Here is a 17,850-nt window from a genome sequence, read left to right as displayed (position 1 = left end):
TAGAGGGAGTGGTCATCGGTGTGACGCCTTTCGAGTGGGATGTGAGAGTTTCCTCGAAGGAAGATCCCGGTGGCCACGCTGACGTTTACTGGCCGGGATCGTTACACCACTCTACGGGGCACTACTCGAACGCACCACGCTCATTACGATCCTGACCGCGCGAACCTTGGACGCTGCGCACGACGTGTTCACCCTCTCCCCCGGCATCGGACTGCACGCAGGGAACCTCTACGCGAGAACCACCGAGGATGCTCAGGACGTCGACGAGCTAGCCCGCGCCACTGGATCAGACCCCGCCCGCACGCTGCGCTCCCTCGACCGGCTCGTGTCGGCGGGTCTGCTCTTGCAGCGTGGCACCCGTTGGGCTCGGCCGAGCCAGGATCGACGCCGAGCCGCCGCTGAAAGCCTCGGCGTCGACGGCCGGCTACAGCGTCGAGCCGCCGCCTACGCCGTCGAGCGCGAGCTGTGGGCGTGGTGGCAGGCCGAACAGACATGGATGCAAGCACCACGGCGACCCGGTGCCGGCCGCCGACCCGGCCGAGGCCAGCTCACGTTGCTACCCGAGTTCGGCACGAGCGCCTACGGTGCGCACCCACGTCGAGCCGACGGCCGAGCCGACTACCGTGCAGCTCGCGCCGAGGTCGAGCAGGAGCGCGGCGGCCGCGCGATCGCGCCCCGCCGCTCCCCCGCACCCGCCGTCGTCGCTGTCGAGCCGCCCAGCGACGCCGAGCGCATCATCACCGACATTCTCGGAGCCCGCCTGATCGCCGTCGAGTCCTACGCCCCAGCACAACCGGACGGGCGCAGCGACGGCGAAGTGCCCGAGCTGGTCGAAGCGATCGCCTGAGCCGGCGTTGACGCCGAACGACCGCCCCCAATGTGCACAGCCCAGCTATCGCCGGGCTGGCCTGCACACAGTGGGGACGGATCGAGGCCGGCCAGCAGCCGACCGACGAGAGCTGCGCCCTCGCGCTCCCCCGCGGCCCTGCGGGCCGTGCCCGACGGCCGCTGCGCGGCCGACAGCTCCTCACGCCTGCGGCGCTCGTTTTCTAGCCGTGAAGCCTTCGGCAGCATACGGTCGGCCGGCCTCCGCACAAGCGCTTTCGCGGCATATCCTCCCTCGCTCCGCTCAGTCCGGTATTCCACGGTCGCTTGTGCTCCATCCGGCTCTCCCTAGCGGCGACAAGTCGCCTTCACGGCAAGAAAACGTGAAGGGGGTCAGGATCAAGACCCTAATAGTACTAATACCGTCACCGGAGGTAGTGAGATGGCCCGCAAGATCAAGACCACCAAGAGCCCCGAGGAGCGTCGCGCCGAGGCCGAAGGGCTGCACGCCACGATCGCGGAACAGGTCGAGGAGCTGCGCACCTCGGAAGCCTGGTCGCGGTTCCTCACGTTCGCGCAGGCGTTCCACCGCTACAGCCTGAACAACCTGCTGCTGATCCTCGCGCAGAAGCCCGAGGCGACCAGCGTCGCCGGTTACCGCACGTGGCAGAAGCTCGGCCGCCAGGTGCGCAAGGGATCGCGCGGCATCCGCATCTTCGGCGGCCGCGACGTGCGCGAGACGGTCGAGGACGAGCAGAGCGGCGAGGAGAAAGAACAGCGCCGCGTGCGATTCTTCCCCGTGTCCGTGTTCGACATCTCGCAGACCGACCCCATCGACCCCGAGGCGGACGACCCCAGCACCCTCGCGCAGCCGCTCACCGGCAACGACCCCGCAGGCATCTTCGACGCCGTAGCGGATTACCTCACCGGCAAGGGCTGGACGGTCGAGCGCGAGCCCATCGATGGAGCTGCCAACGGCTACACCGACCCCGAGGCGCGGCGCGTTGTGATCGACGCCGACCTCTCCCCCGCCCAGGCCGCCAAGACCGCCCTGCACGAGGCCGCACACGTCGAGCTGCACGCCGAGGAAGATCACGCCGAGTACGTCGAGCACCGCGGCGTGAAAGAGACCGAAGCCGAGAGCGTCGCCTACATCGTCGCGGGCATCCTCGGACTCGACACCAGCGCCTACAGCGTCGGCTACATCGCCGGGTGGAGCAAGTGCGAACCCGAGACGATCAAGGCCACCGCCGCAAACGTGCTGCGCGCCGCGCACACCCTGGCCGACGCCATCACCGAGCCCGCCGAGGCAGCCGACGCAGCCTAACCCGAATAGTACTATTGCCGTTGCTACATCGTAACGGCAATAGTACTATTAGAGGTAGAGAGCGAGAGGAACCCACCATGACCGAGACCGTCACCATCGAGACCAGGGCGTGCATGTTCTGCGGCGCATCGAGCCGCGTCGAGCTGACCGCCCGCCAGGCGGCAGCCCTGGCCGCCCGCCGCCCCGTGCAGGACGTCCTGCCGGACGTCGAGCCCGCCCGCCGCGAGCTGCTGATATCCGGCACGCACCCCGACTGCTGGGCGCGAGCTTTCGGATAGTAACCCCTAATAGTACTGTTAGTACTCATAGAGTCAGGATTCAGACATGACCGACCTTGCCAACCTCGGAACGCGCCGCCAGCCCATGCCCCGGCCCGCGACGCTCGACGAGTACCTGCGCATCCGGCCCCAGATGATCGACACCACGGGCGCGCCCCTCGTGCTCACGAGCTGCGAGAGCTGCAAGCGGCAGCACTTCACCGTCGAGCCCTGCGCCGCCGAAGCCCCCTGCCCGCGCTGCGGCTCGGCCGCCGGCAGATGCCGGCGGCCCTCCGGCCACGCGGCCGCGAGCTGGCACGCCGAGCGCGCGGCCGCGTTCGAGGAGCTGTGCAACACCCGCGAAGCCGCCGGACTCCCCCAGGTGGCCCGCTGGCCCGAGCCCGCGCAGCCGCCAGCAGCGCCGACGCTGTTCGAGTGGGATCAGCCATGAACGAGCCGAGCTGCGCCCGGCGCGAAGGGCCGCGCCCCTCGCACTCCCCCGGCTCAGGCGCGACGGAGCGCGCCCGAGCTGATCGACGGCCACCTACGGCGGCCGAGCGCCTACGGCACACTCGTTTTCTTGCCGTGAAGCCTTCGGCAGCATACGGTCGGCCAGCCTCCGCACAAGCGCTTTCGCGGCATATCCTCGCGTCTTTCGCTGCGCTCGGCCGCTCCGGTATTCCACGGTCGCTTGTGCTCCGGCCGGCTCTCCCTAGCGGCGACAAGTCGCCTTCACGGCAAAAAACGTGGGGATGGGAGGATTCCAAGATGTTGACAGTCACCGTGTACACCACCGGCCCGAGCTGCATCCGCTGCAAGATGACCAAGGACGTCATGGGCCGCAAGGGCGTCGAGTTCGTCGAGGTCGACATCCGCGAGAACACCGCCGCACGCGAGTACGTGGTCGAGGAGCTGGGATACACCGAGGCACCCGTCGTCGTCGTCGAGGACGGCACCGGCGAAGATCACTGGTCGGGATTCCGGCCCGATCAGATCGACCGCATCGCCGCCGTAAATGCTTGACATGCACTAACGGTAATAGTACTATTAGAGTTAGAACGAGAGAAGGGAAACCGCCATGAACGACTACACGATCGCCAGCCCCGAGGGAGCGGTCATCGCCCAGGTGAGCCACAGCGACATCACCGAGCACACCGGCACGCCGTACGACACCGGAGCCCGGCTCGAACCGCACCCCTGGGTGCGCGACGGCATCACCGGCCACGAATATCAGCGCCCCGCCGAGGCAGACGACTACGGTCGCGTCGACTTCGACGACGACGAGGGAACCACGATCGCCACGCTGCACATCGAGGGCGACCCCCTGCGCCCCGAGGGCGCATTCCTGCTCAAGCTCGACGTGAACGCCCCCGTCATCATCCACGGCCCCGGCGGCGAGTACATCGGCCGCGTCCGCCCCATGTGACCACGAGCGGCCCTAATAGTACCATTACCGTTAGGGCCGCTCCGAAAGGAGAACCCATGAACGCCACAGTCCAAGACCTCGCAGCCCGCTACTCGGCACTTCCCGAGAGTATCCGCAGCAAGTGCCCCCGGCCCACCGGGGCCGTCACCCCGGAGAGGGTGCGCGGCTGGCTGATCGAGCTGCGCGACACCTGCCTCGCGGCCGCCGCAACGGCCACAGACCTCGCGCTCGACACGGCCCAGGCCGGAGACCTCGACGCCGCAACCTCGCTGAAGCACGAGGCGCGCGCGACGCTCTCATTTGCAGCAGCGATCGGAGACCTCATCGGCTACCCGCCGATCGACGCCGACAACCGATCGGAGGAGAACAACTAAGACCCCTTGCAACCCCATTACCGCTAACAGTACTATTAGAGTCACCATCCAACAGGAGGAAACCATGAGCTACATCACCCGCACCGGCAACCTGGCCGAGACCCCGACCCTGCGCGAGGGCGACAACGGGCCGTACACCTACGCCCGCGTCCTCGTCAGCGACCGGCTGCGCCAGGAGGACGGCAGCTACACCGACGGCCCGACCATCGGCTACGACGTCGCCGTGAGCGGCAACCAGGCTGTGAACCTCATCGAGGCGGCCGAGCGCAGCGGGAACATCCGCGTGACGTTCTCGGGCCGCTACCGCGTCACCGAGTACAAGGGCGAGCAGGGCACCCGCATGCAGCACGAGGTGCGCGCCGACGAGGTGAGCGTGAGCCTGCGCGGCCAGAGCGTCACCGTCGAGCGGGCCGCCCGCGCGGACGAGCCCGACAGCACGCCGTTCTGACCGACCCAGGGGTGCGGTGCCGATTCGCTGGCACCGCACCCCCAACAGTACTATTAGCACTATTGGAGGTATTACCCGTGACCGCTCGAATCATCGCCCTCTGCAACCAGAAGGGCGGCGTCGGTAAGTCGACGACGACGTTCCACCTCGCGCGCGCGGCCGTGCTGCGCGGGCAGCGCGTGCTCGTCGTCGACAACGACCCGCAAGGCAACCTGACCTCAGTCGCGGCCGCCGAGACGGTCGGAGACGACCAGGCAGGGCTTGCCGACGCCCTCAGCTCACGCGCGCCCGAGAGCATCCGAGACGTGATCGTGCGCGGCGTATGGCCCGGCCTCGACGTCGTGCCGACGTCGGGCGTGATCCTCGGTTCCGTGCGCGACGAGCTCGTGGTCGCCGGAGCGGGCCGAGAAGGTCGCCTGCGCGCGGCGCTGGCCGCCGTGGCGGCCGACTACGACCTGATCCTGATCGACTGCGCACCGAGCCTCGACCAGCTCACCATCAACGGCCTCACCGCCGCCGATGCCGTGACGATCGTCACCCACTCCAAGCTGTTCAGCGCCAACGGGCTCGCGCAGCTCCTCGACACGATCGACAACGTGCGCCAGTACTACAACCCCGCGCTGCGCGTGGCAGGCGTCATCGTCAACCAGCACGAGGAGCAGACCGTCAGCGGCCGCACCTGGCTCGACGAGCTGCACGCGGCCGCCGGAGCCCGCGAGTTGCGCGTGCTCACGCCACCGATCCCCAAGCGCGTCGTCATCAGCGACGCCACCGAGGCCGCTCGCGGCCTCGACGAGTGGGGGAGCGCCGAGGCGACCGCGCTCGGCGCGATCTACACCGACCACCTGACCGCCATCGAAGGAGTCACGTCATGAGCACCCGTCCCGCCCCGCGTAAGTCCAGCCTCGCCGGATCGAGCCCGGTCGCCCCGCCGGCACAGCCGGCACAGCCGGCGACGCCCGAACCCGACGTCGTGCCGGCGGCCGCGCAGCCCGCGGCACCGAAGCCGGCACGCGCCACCAGCTCAACGAGCGACAAGACGAAGTACCGGCACAAGGTGAGCTTCTACCAGCACCCCGACGACACGGCGCGCGTGCGCGGTGCGATCCTGCACACCCAGGTCTCGGAGGGAGCGCGCACGCTCAGCCAGTTCGTCAACGACGCCGTGCTGGCCGAGGTCGAGCGGCTGGAAGCCAAGTACAACAACGGCCAGCCGTTCCCGGCTGTGGGAGCCCGCGAGCTGCCACAGGGCCGACCGATGGGGGAGTGAGCATCATGGCCAACCTCGCACGAGACATGCGCCTCGCGTGGCGACTGCTCACAGACTGGGAGCGGTGGGCTCTCATCGGCGCACCGCTGGCCCTTATCAGCGCCTACACGTTGTATCAGCTCTCCGATGCACTAGGGGTCGTCTGGTTCGTGCTGATCGGCTTGTTCGTCGGGATCGTCGGCGGGGCTCTGTTGCAAAGATTGGCGGCAGTCAGAGGTAGGCTGTCGCTCTGCGCCGATCAGGCGGCTGCTGCGAAATGGTGGTTGAGCATGCCCATGGCCTCCGTCAGCGCCGAGGGCCCAATGCCAAAAGCTCTCTCCACAAGGCGCACCTCGCCCCTGATGCCGGGCTGCAGGCACCAGGGGCGAGCCTGTCCTTTGCGCAGGGCTCGCATGACTTCGAATCCCTTGATCGTGGCATAGGCCGTGGGGATCGATTTGAAACCGCGCACCGGCTTGATCAGTATCTTGAGCTTTCCGTGATCGGCCTCGATCACGTTATTGAGATACTTCACCTGCCGGTGGGCCGTCTCCCGGTCCAGCTTTCCTTCGCGCTTCAATTCGGTGATCGCTGCACCATAGCTCGGCGCTTTGTCGGTATTGAGCGTGGCAGGCTTTTCCCAGTGCTTCAGGCCTCGCAGGGCCTTGCCCAGGAACCGCTTCGCTGCCTTGGCGCTGCGGGTCGGCGACAGGTAGAAATCGATCGTGTCGCCCCGCTTGTCGACTGCCCGGTACAGGTAGGTCCACTTGCCCCGCACCTTGACGTAGGTTTCATCCAGGCGCCAGCTCGGATCAAAGCCACGCCGCCAGAACCAGCGCAGCCGCTTCTCCATCTCCGGGGCGTAGCACTGGACCCAGCGATAGATCGTCGTATGGTCGACCGAAATGCCGCGTTCCGCCAGCATTTCCTCAAGGTCGCGATAGCTGATCGGATAGCGACAATACCAGCGCACCGCCCACAGGATCACATCACCCTGGAAATGGCGCCACTTGAAATCCGTCATCGTTCCGTCCGTCCAATCTCCGCCAAGCATGCTCAAGCTTCACGATTTTTGCAACAGAGCCCGCGGTCAAGACCCGCCCGCCCCGCGACGCCCTCTTCATCGCCGCCGCCTGCGCGCTCGGCCTCATCGTGCTCGTCGCGGTCGCCGCCGCCGTCATCCCGTTCGCCGGCGACCCGGCGAAGATCGTCGGCACCCGGCTCAGCCCGCCGTCGGCGGCGTACCCGCTCGGCACGGACGCCCTCGGCCGCTCGGTGCTCGCACGCCTGCTCGAGGGGACGCGCACCACGCTCGTCCTCTCCACCCTCGCCGTCGTGTGCACCGCGGTCATCAGCGTGATCCTCGGCCTCATCGCCGGCTACGCGGGCGGCTGGGCGCGCGAAGTCATCATGCGCCTGAGCGACGTCCTCTACTCCTTCCCGTCGATCGTGCTCGCGATCCTCATCGCCGCGGTCGTGGGCCCCGGCCAGGCCGCGGTGCTCTCCAGCATCGTGCTCGTCACGGTGCCGCTCATGACCCGCATGGTGAGCGCGGCGGCGATGTCGGTCGCCAAGCGCGACTTCGTGACCACCGCGAAGATCAGCGGCGTGTCGGCCCCGGTGATCCTCTTCCGGCACCTGCTGCCGAACGTCAGCGGCACCATCGCGGTGCAGGGGACGTACGCGCTGTCGGTCGGCATCCTCGTCGAGGGAGGACTGAGCTTCCTCGGCTACGGGGTGCAGCCGCCCCGCTCGTCGCTGGGCCTGCTGATCCAGGAGGGCGGCAGCTACATGCTGCAGGCGCCCTGGCTGCTGTTCATCCCGGCCGCGGTGCTCGTCGTCGCGATCCTCTCCATCAACCTCATCGGCGACACGATGCGCGATCGGCTCGATCCGCGCGAGACAAGGAGCCTCGTATGACCGCGAACGCCCCCGCTGCCCCGGTGGTCTCGCTCACGGGATTCAGCGCCGAGTACCGCACCCGTCTCGGCGTGACCCGAGCGCTCGACGGGATCGATCTCGATGTCGCCCGCGGCGAACTGCTCGCGATCGTCGGCGAGTCGGGATCCGGCAAGTCGACCGTGTCCCAGGCGATCGGCCGCATGCTGCCGCGGGCCTGCCACGTGACCTCCGGGTCGGTGCACGTGCTCGGCAGGGATCTCGCGGACCTCGCGCCCGATGCGATACGGGCGCTGCGACGCGAGTCGCTGGGTTTCATCCCGCAGGATCCCATCGCCTCGCTCGACCCCACGATGCGGATCCGCCGCCAGCTCGAACTCGCACTGAGGCCGCTCGGCGGGCCGGTCGACCCGGGGTCGCTCGCGCAACTGCTCGAGAGCGTCAGGATCCTCGAGCCCGAGCGCGTGCTCAGGCTCTACCCGCACGAGGTGTCGGGCGGGATGGCGCAGCGCATCGCGATCGCGCTGACCATGGCGCGCGAGCCCGAGATCCTGATCGCCGACGAGCCCACGGCATCGCTCGACGCACAGGTGCGCGACGAGATCCTGACCCTCATCGTCGACCTGGTGCAGCGCTCCGGCGCGAGCCTCATCTGGATCAGCCACGACCTCGGCGCGGTGCGCCGCTGGTGCGACCGGGTCGTCGTGATGCACCAGGGGCGTATCGTCGAGGAGGGCCCGACCGCGCGGGTGCTCGACGAGCCGCGGGCGGACTACACGAGAACGCTGGTCGCGGCCATGCCCGGCCGCGCGGATCTCGCGGCGAAGGAGACGGAATGATGTCTGCGAAGACGACCCCCGTGCTGGAGCTGCGCGATGTCAGCGTCGCGTTCACGAGCGGGGCGGGAGCGAAGCGGCGGACCGTCCGCGCCATGAACGCGGTGACGCTCGAGGTCGCCCCGGGCGAGACCCTGGGGCTGGTGGGCGAGTCCGGATCGGGCAAGACCACGACCGCCTCGGTCGCCCTGGGCCTCAAGCGGCCCGACTCCGGCGAGGTGCTGCTGCTCGGGAGCCCCTTCACCCGGTCGCGCAGGGCCAACGCCGGCAAGCTGCAGGCGGTGCTGCAGCATCCGCACTGGTCGCTCAACCCCCGGCGCAAGGTCGGGGAGTCGGTGCGCGAACCGCTCACCGTGGCGCGACGCGACCTCGGCCGCTCCGAGCAGCGGCAGCGCGTGACGGAGATGCTCGAGCAGGTGGGGCTGAACCCCGCCTTCGCCGAGCGCTACCCCCACGAGCTCTCCGGAGGACAGCGCCAGCGCGTCTCGGTGGCCCGGGCGCTCGTGACCGAGCCGCGCTTCATCGTCTTCGACGAGGCCGTGAGCGCGCTCGACGTCGCCGTGCAGATGCAGATCCTCGCGCTCATCCGCGAACTGCAGGCGGAGCACCGCTTCGGCGCCCTCTTCATCTCGCACGATCTCGGCGCGGTGCAGCGCGTCGCCGATCGCGTCGCCGTGCTGTTCCGGGGAGATCTCGTCGAGACCGCCGCGACCGACGAGTTCTTCCGGAACCCCCGGCATCCCTACTCGCAGACACTCTTGGAGGCCCTATGAATACGACACCGGTCCACGCACTCACCGACATCGACGGCGGGATCGCCGTCGATCCCGCACCCCGGCTGGCCGGCCCTCCGGTCTTCGGGGGTCCGGGCAACGACGCCTTCGATCTCGCGCCGGTCAGGAGCACGGGCCGCGAGATGCTGCGGTTCGACTTCCCCGGGGTCAGCATCGGCGCGGCGCACTACGAGGAGGGGCCCACCGGTGCGACCGTGATCCACATCCCCGCCGGCGCCCGCACCGCGGTGGACGCGCGGGGCGGGGCGGTGGGGCTCTCCGGCGGCTACGACTTCAACCACGCCATCTGCCTGGCCGGCGGAGCCGGCTACGGGCTCGAGGCGGGCGCCGGGGTGAGCGACGCGCTCCTGGAACGCCTCGAGCATCGCACCGGCTTCGCCGAGCTCCAGCTGGTGTCGTCGGCGGTCATCTACGACTTCTCGGCGCGCTCCACCGCGGTCTACCCCGACAAGGCGCTCGGCCGCGCGGCGCTCGAATTCGCCGTTCCCGGTGAGTTCCCGCAGGGGCGGGCGGGCGCGGGCATGAGCGCGTCCGCGGGCAAGGTGGACTGGGACCGCACCGAGATCACCGGGCAGGGCGCGGCGTTCCGTCGTCTCGGCGACGTGCGCATCCTCGCCGTCGTCGTGCCGAACCCGGTCGGTGTGATCGTGGACCGCGCGGGCACGGTGGTGCGCGGCAACTACGACGCGCAGACCGGGGTCCGGCGCCACCCGGTGTTCGACTACCAGGAGGCGTTCGCCGAGCAGGTCCCGCCCGTCACCGAGGCCGGCAACACCACGATCAGCGCGATCGTCACGAACGTGCGGATGAGCCCCGTCGAGCTGAACCAGTTCGCCAAGCAGGTGCACAGTTCGATGCACCGCGGCATCCAGCCGTTCCACACCGACATGGACGGCGACACGCTCTTCGCCGTCACCACCGACGAGATCGATCTGCCGACGACCCCGGGGTCGTCGCGCGGGCGGCTGTCGGTGAACGCGACCGCGCTCGGCGCGATCGCCTCCGAGGTGATGTGGGACGCCGTCCTCGAGGCCGGCAAGTAGGGGCCCGGCCCCGGAACAGGAGAGGAACGCTGTGGAGATCATCACCGCGACGGTGACGGGCACGGATCCGGGAAGCCGGGGCGCCGAGATCGGGAGCCGCTTCGGGGAGGGGATCCGCGACGCGGTCGACGGCATGACCACCTACACCGCCAGCATGGCGTTCCAGTCGATCGGCATCCCGATCCGGCGCATCCCCTCGGCCATCATCATCGGCGTGCTCGGCACCTTCTTCACCATCTACCTGGTCATGTCGACCAGCCTGCTCGACGCGGTGAACATCATGCTGCAGGTGCTGATCCTCATCTCGGCTCCGGGCATCACCGTCTACTGCATGGACATCTGGCTGCGCCGCAACCGATACGATGGCCTCGATCTCTTCGACGAGCGCCGGGGGGCGAAGTACTGGTACACCGGCGGCTTCAGCATTCCCGGCCTCGCCGCGGGGATCATCGGCGGCGCTGCCGCCTCCTTCTTCCTCACCACCGATTTCTGGAGCGGCGCGGTCGCCGAGGCCATGGGCTACATCGATCTCTCCGCCCCCGTCGCGATGATCGTCAGCGGTGGCCTCTACTATCTCTTCACCCGCCGCGGCTACACCTTCGGAGACACTCGATGAACGCACGTTCCACCGGCCAGCACCCCGCCAGGTATCCCGGAGCCGCGGCCGGGGAGCCGACACTCGACAGCTGGCAGGAGGCCCCGCACAACCGCTGGGCCTTCGCCCGCCTGGGCGAGCTGCTGCCCACGGCGGCGGTCTCCCGGCGCGACCCGGCGACGCCCGCGGAGCCCGTCGTGCGGCTCGACGCGCTCGCGACGCGGCTCCCCGATCTCGAGCAGCGGCTCGAGGAGACCTGCACCGACGCATTCCTCGTGCTGCGCGGCTCCGAGGTCCTCGCCGAGTACTACCGGGCGGGTTTCGCACCCGACGACCGTCACCTGCTGATGAGCGTCTCGAAGTCGCTGTGCGGCACGGTCGTCGGCGCGCTGATCGACGAGGGGCGCATCGATCCCGCGCAGCCCGTCACCGAGTATGTACCCGAGCTCGCGGGCTCCGTCTACGACGGGCCCTCCGTGCTGCAGGTGCTCGACATGCAGATCTCGATCGACTACAACGAGGACTACGTCGATCCGGCCTCGGAGGTGCAGACCCACGATCGCTCCGCCGGCTGGCGCACGCGGCGAGACGGGGACCCCGCCGACACCTACGAGTTCCTCACCACCCTCCGCGGCGACGGCGGCACCGGCGAGTTCCAGTACTGCTCGGCGAACACCGACGTGCTCGCCTGGATCGTCGAGCGGGTCACCGGTCTGCGCTACGTCGAAGCGCTCTCCACGTACCTGTGGGCGAAGCTCGACGCCGATCGGGATGCGACCATCACGGTCGACCAGACCGGCTTCGGCTTCGCGAACGGGGGCGTCTCCTGCACCGCGCGGGATCTCGCACGCGTGGGCCGCATGATGCTCGACGGCGGCGTCGCTCCCGGCGGACGGGTCGTATCGCAGGGCTGGGTGGAAAGCGTGCTGGCCGGCGGCTCCCGCGAAGCCATGACCGACGAGGGTTTCACCTCCGCATTCCCCGAGGGCAGCTACACGCGCCAGTGGTGGTGCACGGGCAACGAGCGCGGCAACGTGAGCGGCATCGGCATCCACGGCCAGAACCTCTGGCTCGATCCGCGCACCGACTCCGTGATCGTCAAGCTCTCGTCGTGGCCCGATCCCGACACCCGGCACTGGCACGGGCTGCAGAGCGGGATCCTGCTCGACGTCAGCCGTGCCCTCGACGCGGTGTAGGCGGCGTGACCGGCGTCGGCACCGCGCCGGTGGATCCTGCGACTGCCTGACGCGGTGGCGCCACCGCGTCAGGCGCGTCGCAGGATCCGCCCGCGACGCGGGGACACCCGAGGGAGCGCCTACTCCCCCATCCGGTTGCGGGTGCGCATCGCCCGTTCGGCCTCGCGCTTGTCCTGCCGCTCGCGCATGGTCTGGCGCTTGTCGTACTCCTTCTTGCCCTTCGCGAGGGCGATCTCGACCTTCGCGCGGCCGTCGAGGAAGTACAGGCGCAGCGGCACGATCGTCATGCCGCCCTCGCGGGTCTTCTGGTAGAGCTTGTCGATCTGCTGGCGGTGCAGCAGCAGCTTGCGCTTGCGGCGCGGCGCGTGGTTCGTCCACGAGCCGTTGAGGTACTCGGGGATGTAGGCGGCGTCGAGCCAGGCCTCGCCGCGCTCGATGAACACGTATCCGTCGACGAGCGACGCGCGTCCCATGCGCAGCGACTTCACCTCGCTGCCCGTGAGCACCAGGCCCGCCTCGTAGGTGTCGAGGATGTGGTACTCGTGCCGGGCCTTCTTGTTGGAGGCGATCAGCTTCTCGCCGGTCTCCTTCGGGCTCATGTCACATCCTTCCTGCGGCCGGGGTGGTTCGGGGTCCGCGCTCACGCGCGAAGAACCAGCTTATCGCACACCGCCGCCGTTCCGCCCGCCACGCCGAGCCGCCCGGCCTCGAGGCGCCCGAACCGAGCCGATTGCTCCAACCCGCACGGATTATCGGCGCGGGAGGGCTCGGGCTCGCACGATGGGCTCGGTTTCGACGAGCCCCGGCCCCGAGATCCGGATCCGCGGCCCGCCCCGGGGACGCTCTGCGCTACACCCGCAGGTATCTGGTGATCGCGATCTTCGCCGCGATCGCCGAGAGCACCACTCCCACCAGCACGAGGATCGGCGGCACCACGAGCGCCTGCTCCACCGTGATGTAACTCGTGAACGGCACCTCCCGGGCGAGGAATCCCTGCACGAAGAAGCGCACGATCGCCACCGACGCGGCGCTCGCGAGCACGGCGCCGAAGAGCGCGGCGATGATGCCCTCCAATATGAAGGGGGTCTGGATGAACCGGTTCGACGCGCCCACGAGGCGCATGATCCCGATCTCCCGCCGGCGCGAGAACGCCGAGAGCCTGATCGTGGTCGAGATCAGCAGCATGGCCGCCACCAGCATGAGCCCCGCGATGACGATCGCCGTGTAGCTCGCCACCCCCAGGAACAGGAAGATCCGATCGAGCAGGCTGCGCTGGTCCGAGACGCTCTGCACGCCGGGGATGCCCGAGAACGTCTCCGTGATGATGTCGGAGCGCGAGGGATCCTTGAGCTTGATCCAGAAGGTCTGGTTGAGCTGCTCCGGCTTCGTGATGTCGACGATCGGGTTGCCCTCGAACTGCTGCACGAACTCCTTGTAGGCCTGCTCGTGCGTCACGAAGAAGAAGTCGTCGACGTAGGGGCGCAGCGTGTCCGACTGCAGCGCCTCCTCGACGGCCGCGATCTCGTCCTCGCCCGCGTCCTCGCCGGCGCAGGTCGAACTCTGGTCGTAGTCCGTGCAGAGGTAGACGGCCACCTGCGCGCGGTCGTACCAGAACGTCTTCATCTGCTGGATCTGCAGCTGCATCAGGATCGCCGCCCCCACGAAGGTGAGCGACACGAAGGTCACCAGCACCACGGAGATGACCACCGACATATTGCGGCGCAGGCCGTTCCAGACCTCGCCGAGCACCAGTCCCGCCCTCATCGCACCGGCCCCACATCCGTCTGGTCGTCGTTCTTCCGGCGCAACCCGAGGTGCTCCGCCAGGCTGCCGGTCTCGGACATGCGCACGGGATCCATCGGGCGATCCGGATCGAGGAAGCTCGGGATCCGGCGCGCCTGCGGCCCGCCGGAGCGCACCGTGTCGTCATCGTCGATGTCGGAGTCGTCGGGGCTCTGTTGCAAAGATTGGCGGCAGTCAGAGGTAGGCTGTCGCTCTGCGCCGATCAGGCGGCTGCTGCGAAATGGTGGTTGAGCATGCCCATGGCCTCCGTCAGCGCCGAGGGCCCAATGCCAAAAGCTCTCTCCACAAGGCGCACCTCGCCCCTGATGCCGGGCTGCAGGCACCAGGGGCGAGCCTGTCCTTTGCGCAGGGCTCGCATGACTTCGAATCCCTTGATCGTGGCATAGGCCGTGGGGATCGATTTGAAACCGCGCACCGGCTTGATCAGTATCTTGAGCTTTCCGTGATCGGCCTCGATCACGTTATTGAGATACTTCACCTGCCGGTGGGCCGTCTCCCGGTCCAGCTTTCCTTCGCGCTTCAATTCGGTGATCGCTGCACCATAGCTCGGCGCTTTGTCGGTATTGAGCGTGGCAGGCTTTTCCCAGTGCTTCAGGCCTCGCAGGGCCTTGCCCAGGAACCGCTTCGCTGCCTTGGCGCTGCGGGTCGGCGACAGGTAGAAATCGATCGTGTCGCCCCGCTTGTCGACTGCCCGGTACAGGTAGGTCCACTTGCCCCGCACCTTGACGTAGGTTTCATCCAGGCGCCAGCTCGGATCAAAGCCACGCCGCCAGAACCAGCGCAGCCGCTTCTCCATCTCCGGGGCGTAGCACTGGACCCAGCGATAGATCGTCGTATGGTCGACCGAAATGCCGCGTTCCGCCAGCATTTCCTCAAGGTCGCGATAGCTGATCGGATAGCGACAATACCAGCGCACCGCCCACAGGATCATATCACCCTGGAAATGGCGCCACTTGAAATCCGTCATCGTTCCGTCCGTCCAATCTCCGCCAAGCATGCTCAAGCTTCACGATTTTTGCAACAGAGCCCCCGCGTCCTCGATGACGCGACGGCGCTGCACGCTGTACTGAGGCGTACGGCCGGTGCGCAGTTCGGGAGGTATGTCGGCGTCGACGTACCCATGCTCGGCCAGCTCGCGGCCTGGCATGAGCGCGTCGTCGACGGGACGCACTACAACGGCGAGGACGGGCGCGGCGACGGCGCAACTGGCACCGTCACCACGGCGGCAGAGCTGCACCGTGCCGCCGCAGCGTTCGATGCCGCCTCGGCCGCGCTGCGCGAAGCGCACGCAGCCAACGGCGTCGTGCGCTGGTACGACGATCCCCAGTGAGTCACGACGTGGACGGCCCGGATGCCGACACCGAGGAGCGCACCCGCATCGGGCAGGTGCTCGATGCAGCTCTGCCGCCGACGAGCGCCGACCGATAACGATCGTTTTCGGTGTGCAGCTCGGCGACGTCGCGGCGCTGCATGACACGCCGAACAGCGGCGCACCGAAACCCCCAACCGAAACTGAAACGCACCGATACTGAGCGCGTACCGTTTATGGCATGGCCGAAGTATTTGGGTACGCGCGAGTCTCGCGCAAAGAGCAAGATCCGGGCGCGCAGGAAGCCGAGCTGCGCGCGGCCGGCTGCAGTCGCGTGTTCGTCGACCACGGCGAATCGAGCCGCATCGCCGATCGCCCCGAGTGGCGCAAGCTCATCGACGTAGCTGCGCGCTCCGGCGACACGATCAAGGTCCGCAAGCTCGATCGACTTGCCGGCAGTGAGCGCCTGATGATCGAGGTGCTGTCCGAGCTGAACGACCGCGGCCTGAACATCGTAAGTCTCACAGAGCCCGCCATCGACACCACTACACCGATGGGGAAGGCGCTCTATGGCATCGTCGTGGTCTTCGCGCAGCTCCGCGTCGACACGATCAGAGAGAACACGCGCCTTGGATTGGAGCACGCCAGGAGCCAGGGAAGGGTCGGCGGCCGCCCAACCGTGATGACGGCCGAGCGGATCGCCGCGGCCGAGAAGATGCGCGCAGAGAACCAGAGCTACGCCCACATCGGGCGTGTGCTCGGAGTCGGCGCATCGAGCGTCATGCGCGCGCTCACAAAGTAGCAGTATAACTATGGTTATATTTGCGATAGACTTGAAGCGGAGGTGGAGACTATGACGATTACCGAGATCCCCGTCGAGGCGGTCGCTGCACGGAAGGCGCAGCACTTGCGAAACATCGGAGAGCTGGACTACCGGCGCAGTCTGCTGCGGCTGAAACAGCGTGGATTGCGTCAGAAGGCGATCGCCGATCTGGTGAAGGTCTCGCAGCCGAACGTGCAGAAGGTATTGCAGAGGGCCGCCACAATCCCGATGCCTCGTGAAGGTTTCTCTGGCGCAGATCCCTACGAGATTTGCGAGCGATACGCAGCCGGCCTGATCGACCGCGCGCAGCTTGTCGATGAGCTGACGCGCTGGGAGTATGTGCCGCGGGCTCAGACCAATGATGCGTTCGACGATCTGCTGATGGACGTTGCGGGCTCGGTCGATGACCTGGACCGCGCGCTGAGCCGTGGGCTGATCGACGATGAGCTGTACGACGAGATTGGCGATCGCATCGATGCACGGATGACGGCGGCGTGACCCCAGAGGAGCAGCGGCATATCGAGGTTGTCCAAGCGCTCTCTACTGCCGGCGGCCCACTCGACAAAGACGGCCCACACGCGACTACCAGAAACCCTGCTTGGTATCGCTCCAACGGGTCACGTAGAGCGGTACGACGGGCGACGCACGAGCGCATTAAGGCCGCGGTAGTGAGCCAGTCGCCGAACGCGAAAGATGAAGGTCGAGCACTTGTGCTGGCCGGCCCGCCAGGAGCCGGGAAAGGGCGAGTCGCCGATACCGTGCTCGGCGCGGATCGAGACCACTACGTGAATATTGACGCGGACGAGTTCAAGAAGCTGTTGCTGCGCGAAGCGATGGCAGATGGCAGCTATGAGGAATGGATCAAACCGCCAGAGGTGCGCGACTTAGAGGCGCAGGGGGAGCGGTTCTATCCACTTGAACTTGCCTCACTCGTGCATGAAGAATCGTCGATGCTTGCACGCGCGCTGCGCACAGAGATGATCGACCAGGGAACGAACATCATCGTCGACACGGTACTGAGCGACCCAGACAAAGCAGTGGAGCTTGGGGCGTATCTTGCGGACGCTGGCTACCAGGTAACGGTCGTCGACGTCGAGGTGCCGTTCGAGGTATCGCAGGATCGAATCGTGCAGCGCTGGCAGCACGCGATGCAGGAAGCCGAGGCAGGCAAAGCAGACGCACTCGGCGGACGATGGGTGCCAAGCGCATACGCTCGGCCGCTGTTCGACACCGAGCATGGGCGCTCGAAGTCACAGGACGCGGCAGCCCAGCTCGCGCAGTCATGTCCACGAGTGATCCGCTACGAGCGCCACTACACTAGTACCGAGGAGCACCGAGCATCGTTGGTTGAGGGGCGCGAAGCCCAGCCCACTCGTGAGGTCGCGCAGGTGCGGTCGAAGCCCGGCGGAAAGCTCGAAGCAGAGCAGTCGGTGAGCAGACTATCCGCGGCAAGTTTCAGTACCGATAGATCCGCACCGCGCAACGCAGACGCGCAAGTGAAGCGGCCAGGTTCGCGTTCTGGTCAAGTCCCGTGGAGTGGTGTAACCGTTTCGTGATCCTTCAGGGATGTGGGGGCTAGTTTTCGTTGTGATTGCAGATGCTCGCGACGAGCTCACTCACGGTGTCGGAGTACAGCCCAGGAGTGG

At 67.6% G+C, this 17,850-nt stretch carries 25 protein-coding genes; 20 read left to right on the top strand and 5 right to left on the bottom strand.

Annotated elements, in window-relative coordinates; all coding sequences use genetic code 11:
- Window positions 1–166 precede the first annotated feature (166 nt).
- The 10 genes from NH287_RS12730 to NH287_RS12685 all read left to right on the top strand — a co-directional run bounded on the left by NH287_RS12730 (window position 167) and on the right by NH287_RS12685 (window position 5,927).
- Window positions 167–847 (top strand): hypothetical protein, encoded by a 681-nt coding sequence (locus tag NH287_RS12730; RefSeq protein WP_253035915.1) that lies wholly within the window; start codon window positions 167–169, stop codon window positions 845–847.
- A 420-nt stretch (window positions 848–1,267) separates the two neighbouring features.
- Window positions 1,268–2,152 carry an ArdC-like ssDNA-binding domain-containing protein gene (locus NH287_RS12725; protein WP_253035914.1) on the top strand — a complete coding sequence of 295 codons (885 nt, stop codon included), beginning with the start codon at window positions 1,268–1,270 and terminating at the stop codon, window positions 2,150–2,152.
- A 77-nt stretch (window positions 2,153–2,229) separates the two neighbouring features.
- A complete protein-coding gene (locus NH287_RS12720) occupies window positions 2,230–2,430 on the top strand; it encodes a hypothetical protein (protein WP_253035913.1) in 201 nt (66 codons plus the stop codon).
- Window positions 2,431–2,476: 46 nt separating this feature from the next.
- Window positions 2,477–2,860, top strand: coding sequence for a hypothetical protein (locus NH287_RS12715; protein ID WP_253035912.1), 384 nt, complete (start codon window positions 2,477–2,479; stop codon window positions 2,858–2,860).
- Between the two features lie 317 nt (window positions 2,861–3,177).
- Window positions 3,178–3,432, top strand: a complete 255-nt coding sequence (locus NH287_RS12710; protein WP_290440599.1) for a glutaredoxin domain-containing protein — start codon at window positions 3,178–3,180, stop codon at window positions 3,430–3,432.
- Window positions 3,433–3,487: 55 nt separating this feature from the next.
- Window positions 3,488–3,835: a hypothetical protein gene (locus tag NH287_RS12705; RefSeq protein WP_253035911.1), complete on the top strand. Its 348-nt coding sequence runs from the start codon at window positions 3,488–3,490 to the stop codon at window positions 3,833–3,835.
- Window positions 3,836–3,891: 56 nt separating this feature from the next.
- Entirely contained in the window at window positions 3,892–4,209 is a 318-nt protein-coding gene (locus NH287_RS12700) for a hypothetical protein (RefSeq protein ID WP_253035910.1), read from the top strand.
- Between the two features lie 64 nt (window positions 4,210–4,273).
- Complete coding sequence (locus tag NH287_RS12695) at window positions 4,274–4,657, top strand: single-stranded DNA-binding protein (RefSeq protein WP_253035909.1); 384 nt, start codon at window positions 4,274–4,276, stop codon at window positions 4,655–4,657.
- Window positions 4,658–4,734: 77 nt separating this feature from the next.
- Complete coding sequence (locus NH287_RS12690; RefSeq protein WP_253035908.1) at window positions 4,735–5,532, top strand: ParA family protein; 798 nt, start codon at window positions 4,735–4,737, stop codon at window positions 5,530–5,532.
- Complete coding sequence (locus NH287_RS12685) at window positions 5,529–5,927, top strand: hypothetical protein (RefSeq protein WP_253035907.1); 399 nt, start codon at window positions 5,529–5,531, stop codon at window positions 5,925–5,927. Before NH287_RS12690 ends, NH287_RS12685 begins: the two co-directional genes overlap by 4 nt.
- A gap of 238 nt (window positions 5,928–6,165) precedes the next feature.
- Here NH287_RS12685 and NH287_RS12680 read toward each other — a convergent pair whose 3' ends face one another.
- A complete protein-coding gene (locus NH287_RS12680) occupies window positions 6,166–6,930 on the bottom strand; it encodes an IS6-like element IS6100 family transposase (RefSeq protein WP_001389365.1) in 765 nt (254 codons plus the stop codon).
- A gap of 128 nt (window positions 6,931–7,058) precedes the next feature.
- Here NH287_RS12680 and NH287_RS12675 point away from each other — a divergent pair, with 128 nt between their 5' ends.
- Genes NH287_RS12675 through nylB form a run of 6 tightly spaced genes read left to right on the top strand, consistent with a single transcriptional unit; the run spans window position 7,059 to window position 12,269 of the window.
- Window positions 7,059–7,826 carry an ABC transporter permease gene (locus tag NH287_RS12675; RefSeq protein ID WP_253035906.1) on the top strand — a complete coding sequence of 256 codons (768 nt, stop codon included), beginning with the start codon at window positions 7,059–7,061 and terminating at the stop codon, window positions 7,824–7,826.
- Window positions 7,823–8,644, top strand: a complete 822-nt coding sequence (locus NH287_RS12670) for an ABC transporter ATP-binding protein (protein ID WP_079941798.1) — start codon at window positions 7,823–7,825, stop codon at window positions 8,642–8,644. The genes NH287_RS12675 and NH287_RS12670 overlap by 4 nt, the downstream gene beginning before the upstream one ends.
- On the top strand, window positions 8,641–9,414 hold the full coding sequence (locus NH287_RS12665) for an ABC transporter ATP-binding protein (protein ID WP_079941799.1): 774 nt from the start codon (window positions 8,641–8,643) through the stop codon (window positions 9,412–9,414). Before NH287_RS12670 ends, NH287_RS12665 begins: the two co-directional genes overlap by 4 nt.
- On the top strand, window positions 9,411–10,478 hold the full coding sequence (locus NH287_RS12660; protein ID WP_012476895.1) for an endo-type 6-aminohexanoate oligomer hydrolase: 1,068 nt from the start codon (window positions 9,411–9,413) through the stop codon (window positions 10,476–10,478). The genes NH287_RS12665 and NH287_RS12660 overlap by 4 nt, the downstream gene beginning before the upstream one ends.
- Window positions 10,479–10,509: 31 nt before the next feature.
- Entirely contained in the window at window positions 10,510–11,094 is a 585-nt protein-coding gene (locus tag NH287_RS12655; protein ID WP_079941800.1) for a cytosine permease, read from the top strand.
- Window positions 11,091–12,269, top strand: coding sequence for a 6-aminohexanoate-dimer hydrolase (nylB, locus tag NH287_RS12650; RefSeq protein WP_012476894.1), 1,179 nt, complete (start codon window positions 11,091–11,093; stop codon window positions 12,267–12,269). The genes NH287_RS12655 and nylB overlap by 4 nt, the downstream gene beginning before the upstream one ends.
- A 119-nt stretch (window positions 12,270–12,388) precedes the next feature.
- Here the strand turns inward: nylB and smpB are convergent, their stop codons facing one another.
- The 4 genes from smpB to NH287_RS12630 form a co-directional block, all read right to left on the bottom strand.
- The gene (gene smpB / locus NH287_RS12645) at window positions 12,389–12,868 is read right to left on the bottom strand and encodes an SsrA-binding protein SmpB (RefSeq protein ID WP_079941835.1); all 480 of its coding nucleotides are present in this window, start codon (window positions 12,866–12,868) and stop codon (window positions 12,389–12,391) included.
- Window positions 12,869–13,118: 250 nt separating this feature from the next.
- Window positions 13,119–14,033 carry a permease-like cell division protein FtsX gene (gene ftsX / locus NH287_RS12640; RefSeq protein WP_079941836.1) on the bottom strand — a complete coding sequence of 305 codons (915 nt, stop codon included), beginning with the start codon at window positions 14,031–14,033 and terminating at the stop codon, window positions 13,119–13,121.
- Window positions 14,030–14,233, bottom strand: a complete 204-nt coding sequence (locus NH287_RS12635; protein ID WP_253035905.1) for a hypothetical protein — start codon at window positions 14,231–14,233, stop codon at window positions 14,030–14,032. Before NH287_RS12635 ends, ftsX begins: the two co-directional genes overlap by 4 nt.
- Before the next feature lie 41 nt (window positions 14,234–14,274).
- Window positions 14,275–15,039: an IS6-like element IS6100 family transposase gene (locus tag NH287_RS12630; protein ID WP_129028116.1), complete on the bottom strand. Its 765-nt coding sequence runs from the start codon at window positions 15,037–15,039 to the stop codon at window positions 14,275–14,277.
- 153 nt (window positions 15,040–15,192) lie between these two features.
- On the opposite strand from NH287_RS12630, the gene NH287_RS12625 reads away from it, so the two are divergent.
- From NH287_RS12625 to NH287_RS12610, 4 genes are all read left to right on the top strand, one after another.
- Window positions 15,193–15,402, top strand: a complete 210-nt coding sequence (locus NH287_RS12625) for a hypothetical protein (protein WP_200769338.1) — start codon at window positions 15,193–15,195, stop codon at window positions 15,400–15,402.
- Between the two features lie 220 nt (window positions 15,403–15,622).
- Window positions 15,623–16,183, top strand: coding sequence for a recombinase family protein (locus NH287_RS12620; RefSeq protein ID WP_253035904.1), 561 nt, complete (start codon window positions 15,623–15,625; stop codon window positions 16,181–16,183).
- Between the two features lie 51 nt (window positions 16,184–16,234).
- On the top strand, window positions 16,235–16,702 hold the full coding sequence (locus NH287_RS12615; protein WP_234001862.1) for a hypothetical protein: 468 nt from the start codon (window positions 16,235–16,237) through the stop codon (window positions 16,700–16,702).
- 170 nt (window positions 16,703–16,872) lie between these two features.
- Window positions 16,873–17,760: a zeta toxin family protein gene (locus tag NH287_RS12610; protein ID WP_234001863.1), complete on the top strand. Its 888-nt coding sequence runs from the start codon at window positions 16,873–16,875 to the stop codon at window positions 17,758–17,760.
- Window positions 17,761–17,850: the final 90 nt, after the last annotated feature.

It is taken from the genome of Microbacterium sp. CnD16-F, assembly GCF_024124465.1.
GTDB lineage: Bacteria > Actinomycetota > Actinomycetes > Actinomycetales > Microbacteriaceae > Microbacterium > Microbacterium gawkjiense.
This window is presented reverse-complemented; position numbering and strand designations above follow the sequence as displayed.

Coding starts and splice junctions, on each gene's coding strand:
- NH287_RS12725 (WP_253035914.1), top strand. CDS start 1,268: ATGGCCCGCAAGATCAAGACCACCAAGAGCCCCGAGGAGCGTCGCGCC.
- NH287_RS12720 (WP_253035913.1), top strand. CDS start 2,230: ATGACCGAGACCGTCACCATCGAGACCAGGGCGTGCATGTTCTGCGGC.
- NH287_RS12715 (WP_253035912.1), top strand. CDS start 2,477: ATGACCGACCTTGCCAACCTCGGAACGCGCCGCCAGCCCATGCCCCGG.
- NH287_RS12710 (WP_290440599.1), top strand. CDS start 3,178: ATGTTGACAGTCACCGTGTACACCACCGGCCCGAGCTGCATCCGCTGC.
- NH287_RS12705 (WP_253035911.1), top strand. CDS start 3,488: ATGAACGACTACACGATCGCCAGCCCCGAGGGAGCGGTCATCGCCCAG.
- NH287_RS12700 (WP_253035910.1), top strand. CDS start 3,892: ATGAACGCCACAGTCCAAGACCTCGCAGCCCGCTACTCGGCACTTCCC.
- NH287_RS12695 (WP_253035909.1), top strand. CDS start 4,274: ATGAGCTACATCACCCGCACCGGCAACCTGGCCGAGACCCCGACCCTG.
- NH287_RS12685 (WP_253035907.1), top strand. CDS start 5,529: ATGAGCACCCGTCCCGCCCCGCGTAAGTCCAGCCTCGCCGGATCGAGC.
- NH287_RS12680 (WP_001389365.1), bottom strand. CDS start 6,930: ATGACGGATTTCAAGTGGCGCCATTTCCAGGGTGATGTGATCCTGTGG.
- NH287_RS12670 (WP_079941798.1), top strand. CDS start 7,823: ATGACCGCGAACGCCCCCGCTGCCCCGGTGGTCTCGCTCACGGGATTC.
- NH287_RS12665 (WP_079941799.1), top strand. CDS start 8,641: ATGATGTCTGCGAAGACGACCCCCGTGCTGGAGCTGCGCGATGTCAGC.
- NH287_RS12660 (WP_012476895.1), top strand. CDS start 9,411: ATGAATACGACACCGGTCCACGCACTCACCGACATCGACGGCGGGATC.
- nylB (WP_012476894.1), top strand. CDS start 11,091: ATGAACGCACGTTCCACCGGCCAGCACCCCGCCAGGTATCCCGGAGCC.
- smpB (WP_079941835.1), bottom strand. CDS start 12,868: ATGAGCCCGAAGGAGACCGGCGAGAAGCTGATCGCCTCCAACAAGAAG.
- ftsX (WP_079941836.1), bottom strand. CDS start 14,033: ATGAGGGCGGGACTGGTGCTCGGCGAGGTCTGGAACGGCCTGCGCCGC.
- NH287_RS12630 (WP_129028116.1), bottom strand. CDS start 15,039: ATGACGGATTTCAAGTGGCGCCATTTCCAGGGTGATATGATCCTGTGG.
- NH287_RS12625 (WP_200769338.1), top strand. CDS start 15,193: ATGCTCGGCCAGCTCGCGGCCTGGCATGAGCGCGTCGTCGACGGGACG.
- NH287_RS12620 (WP_253035904.1), top strand. CDS start 15,623: ATGGCCGAAGTATTTGGGTACGCGCGAGTCTCGCGCAAAGAGCAAGAT.
- NH287_RS12615 (WP_234001862.1), top strand. CDS start 16,235: ATGACGATTACCGAGATCCCCGTCGAGGCGGTCGCTGCACGGAAGGCG.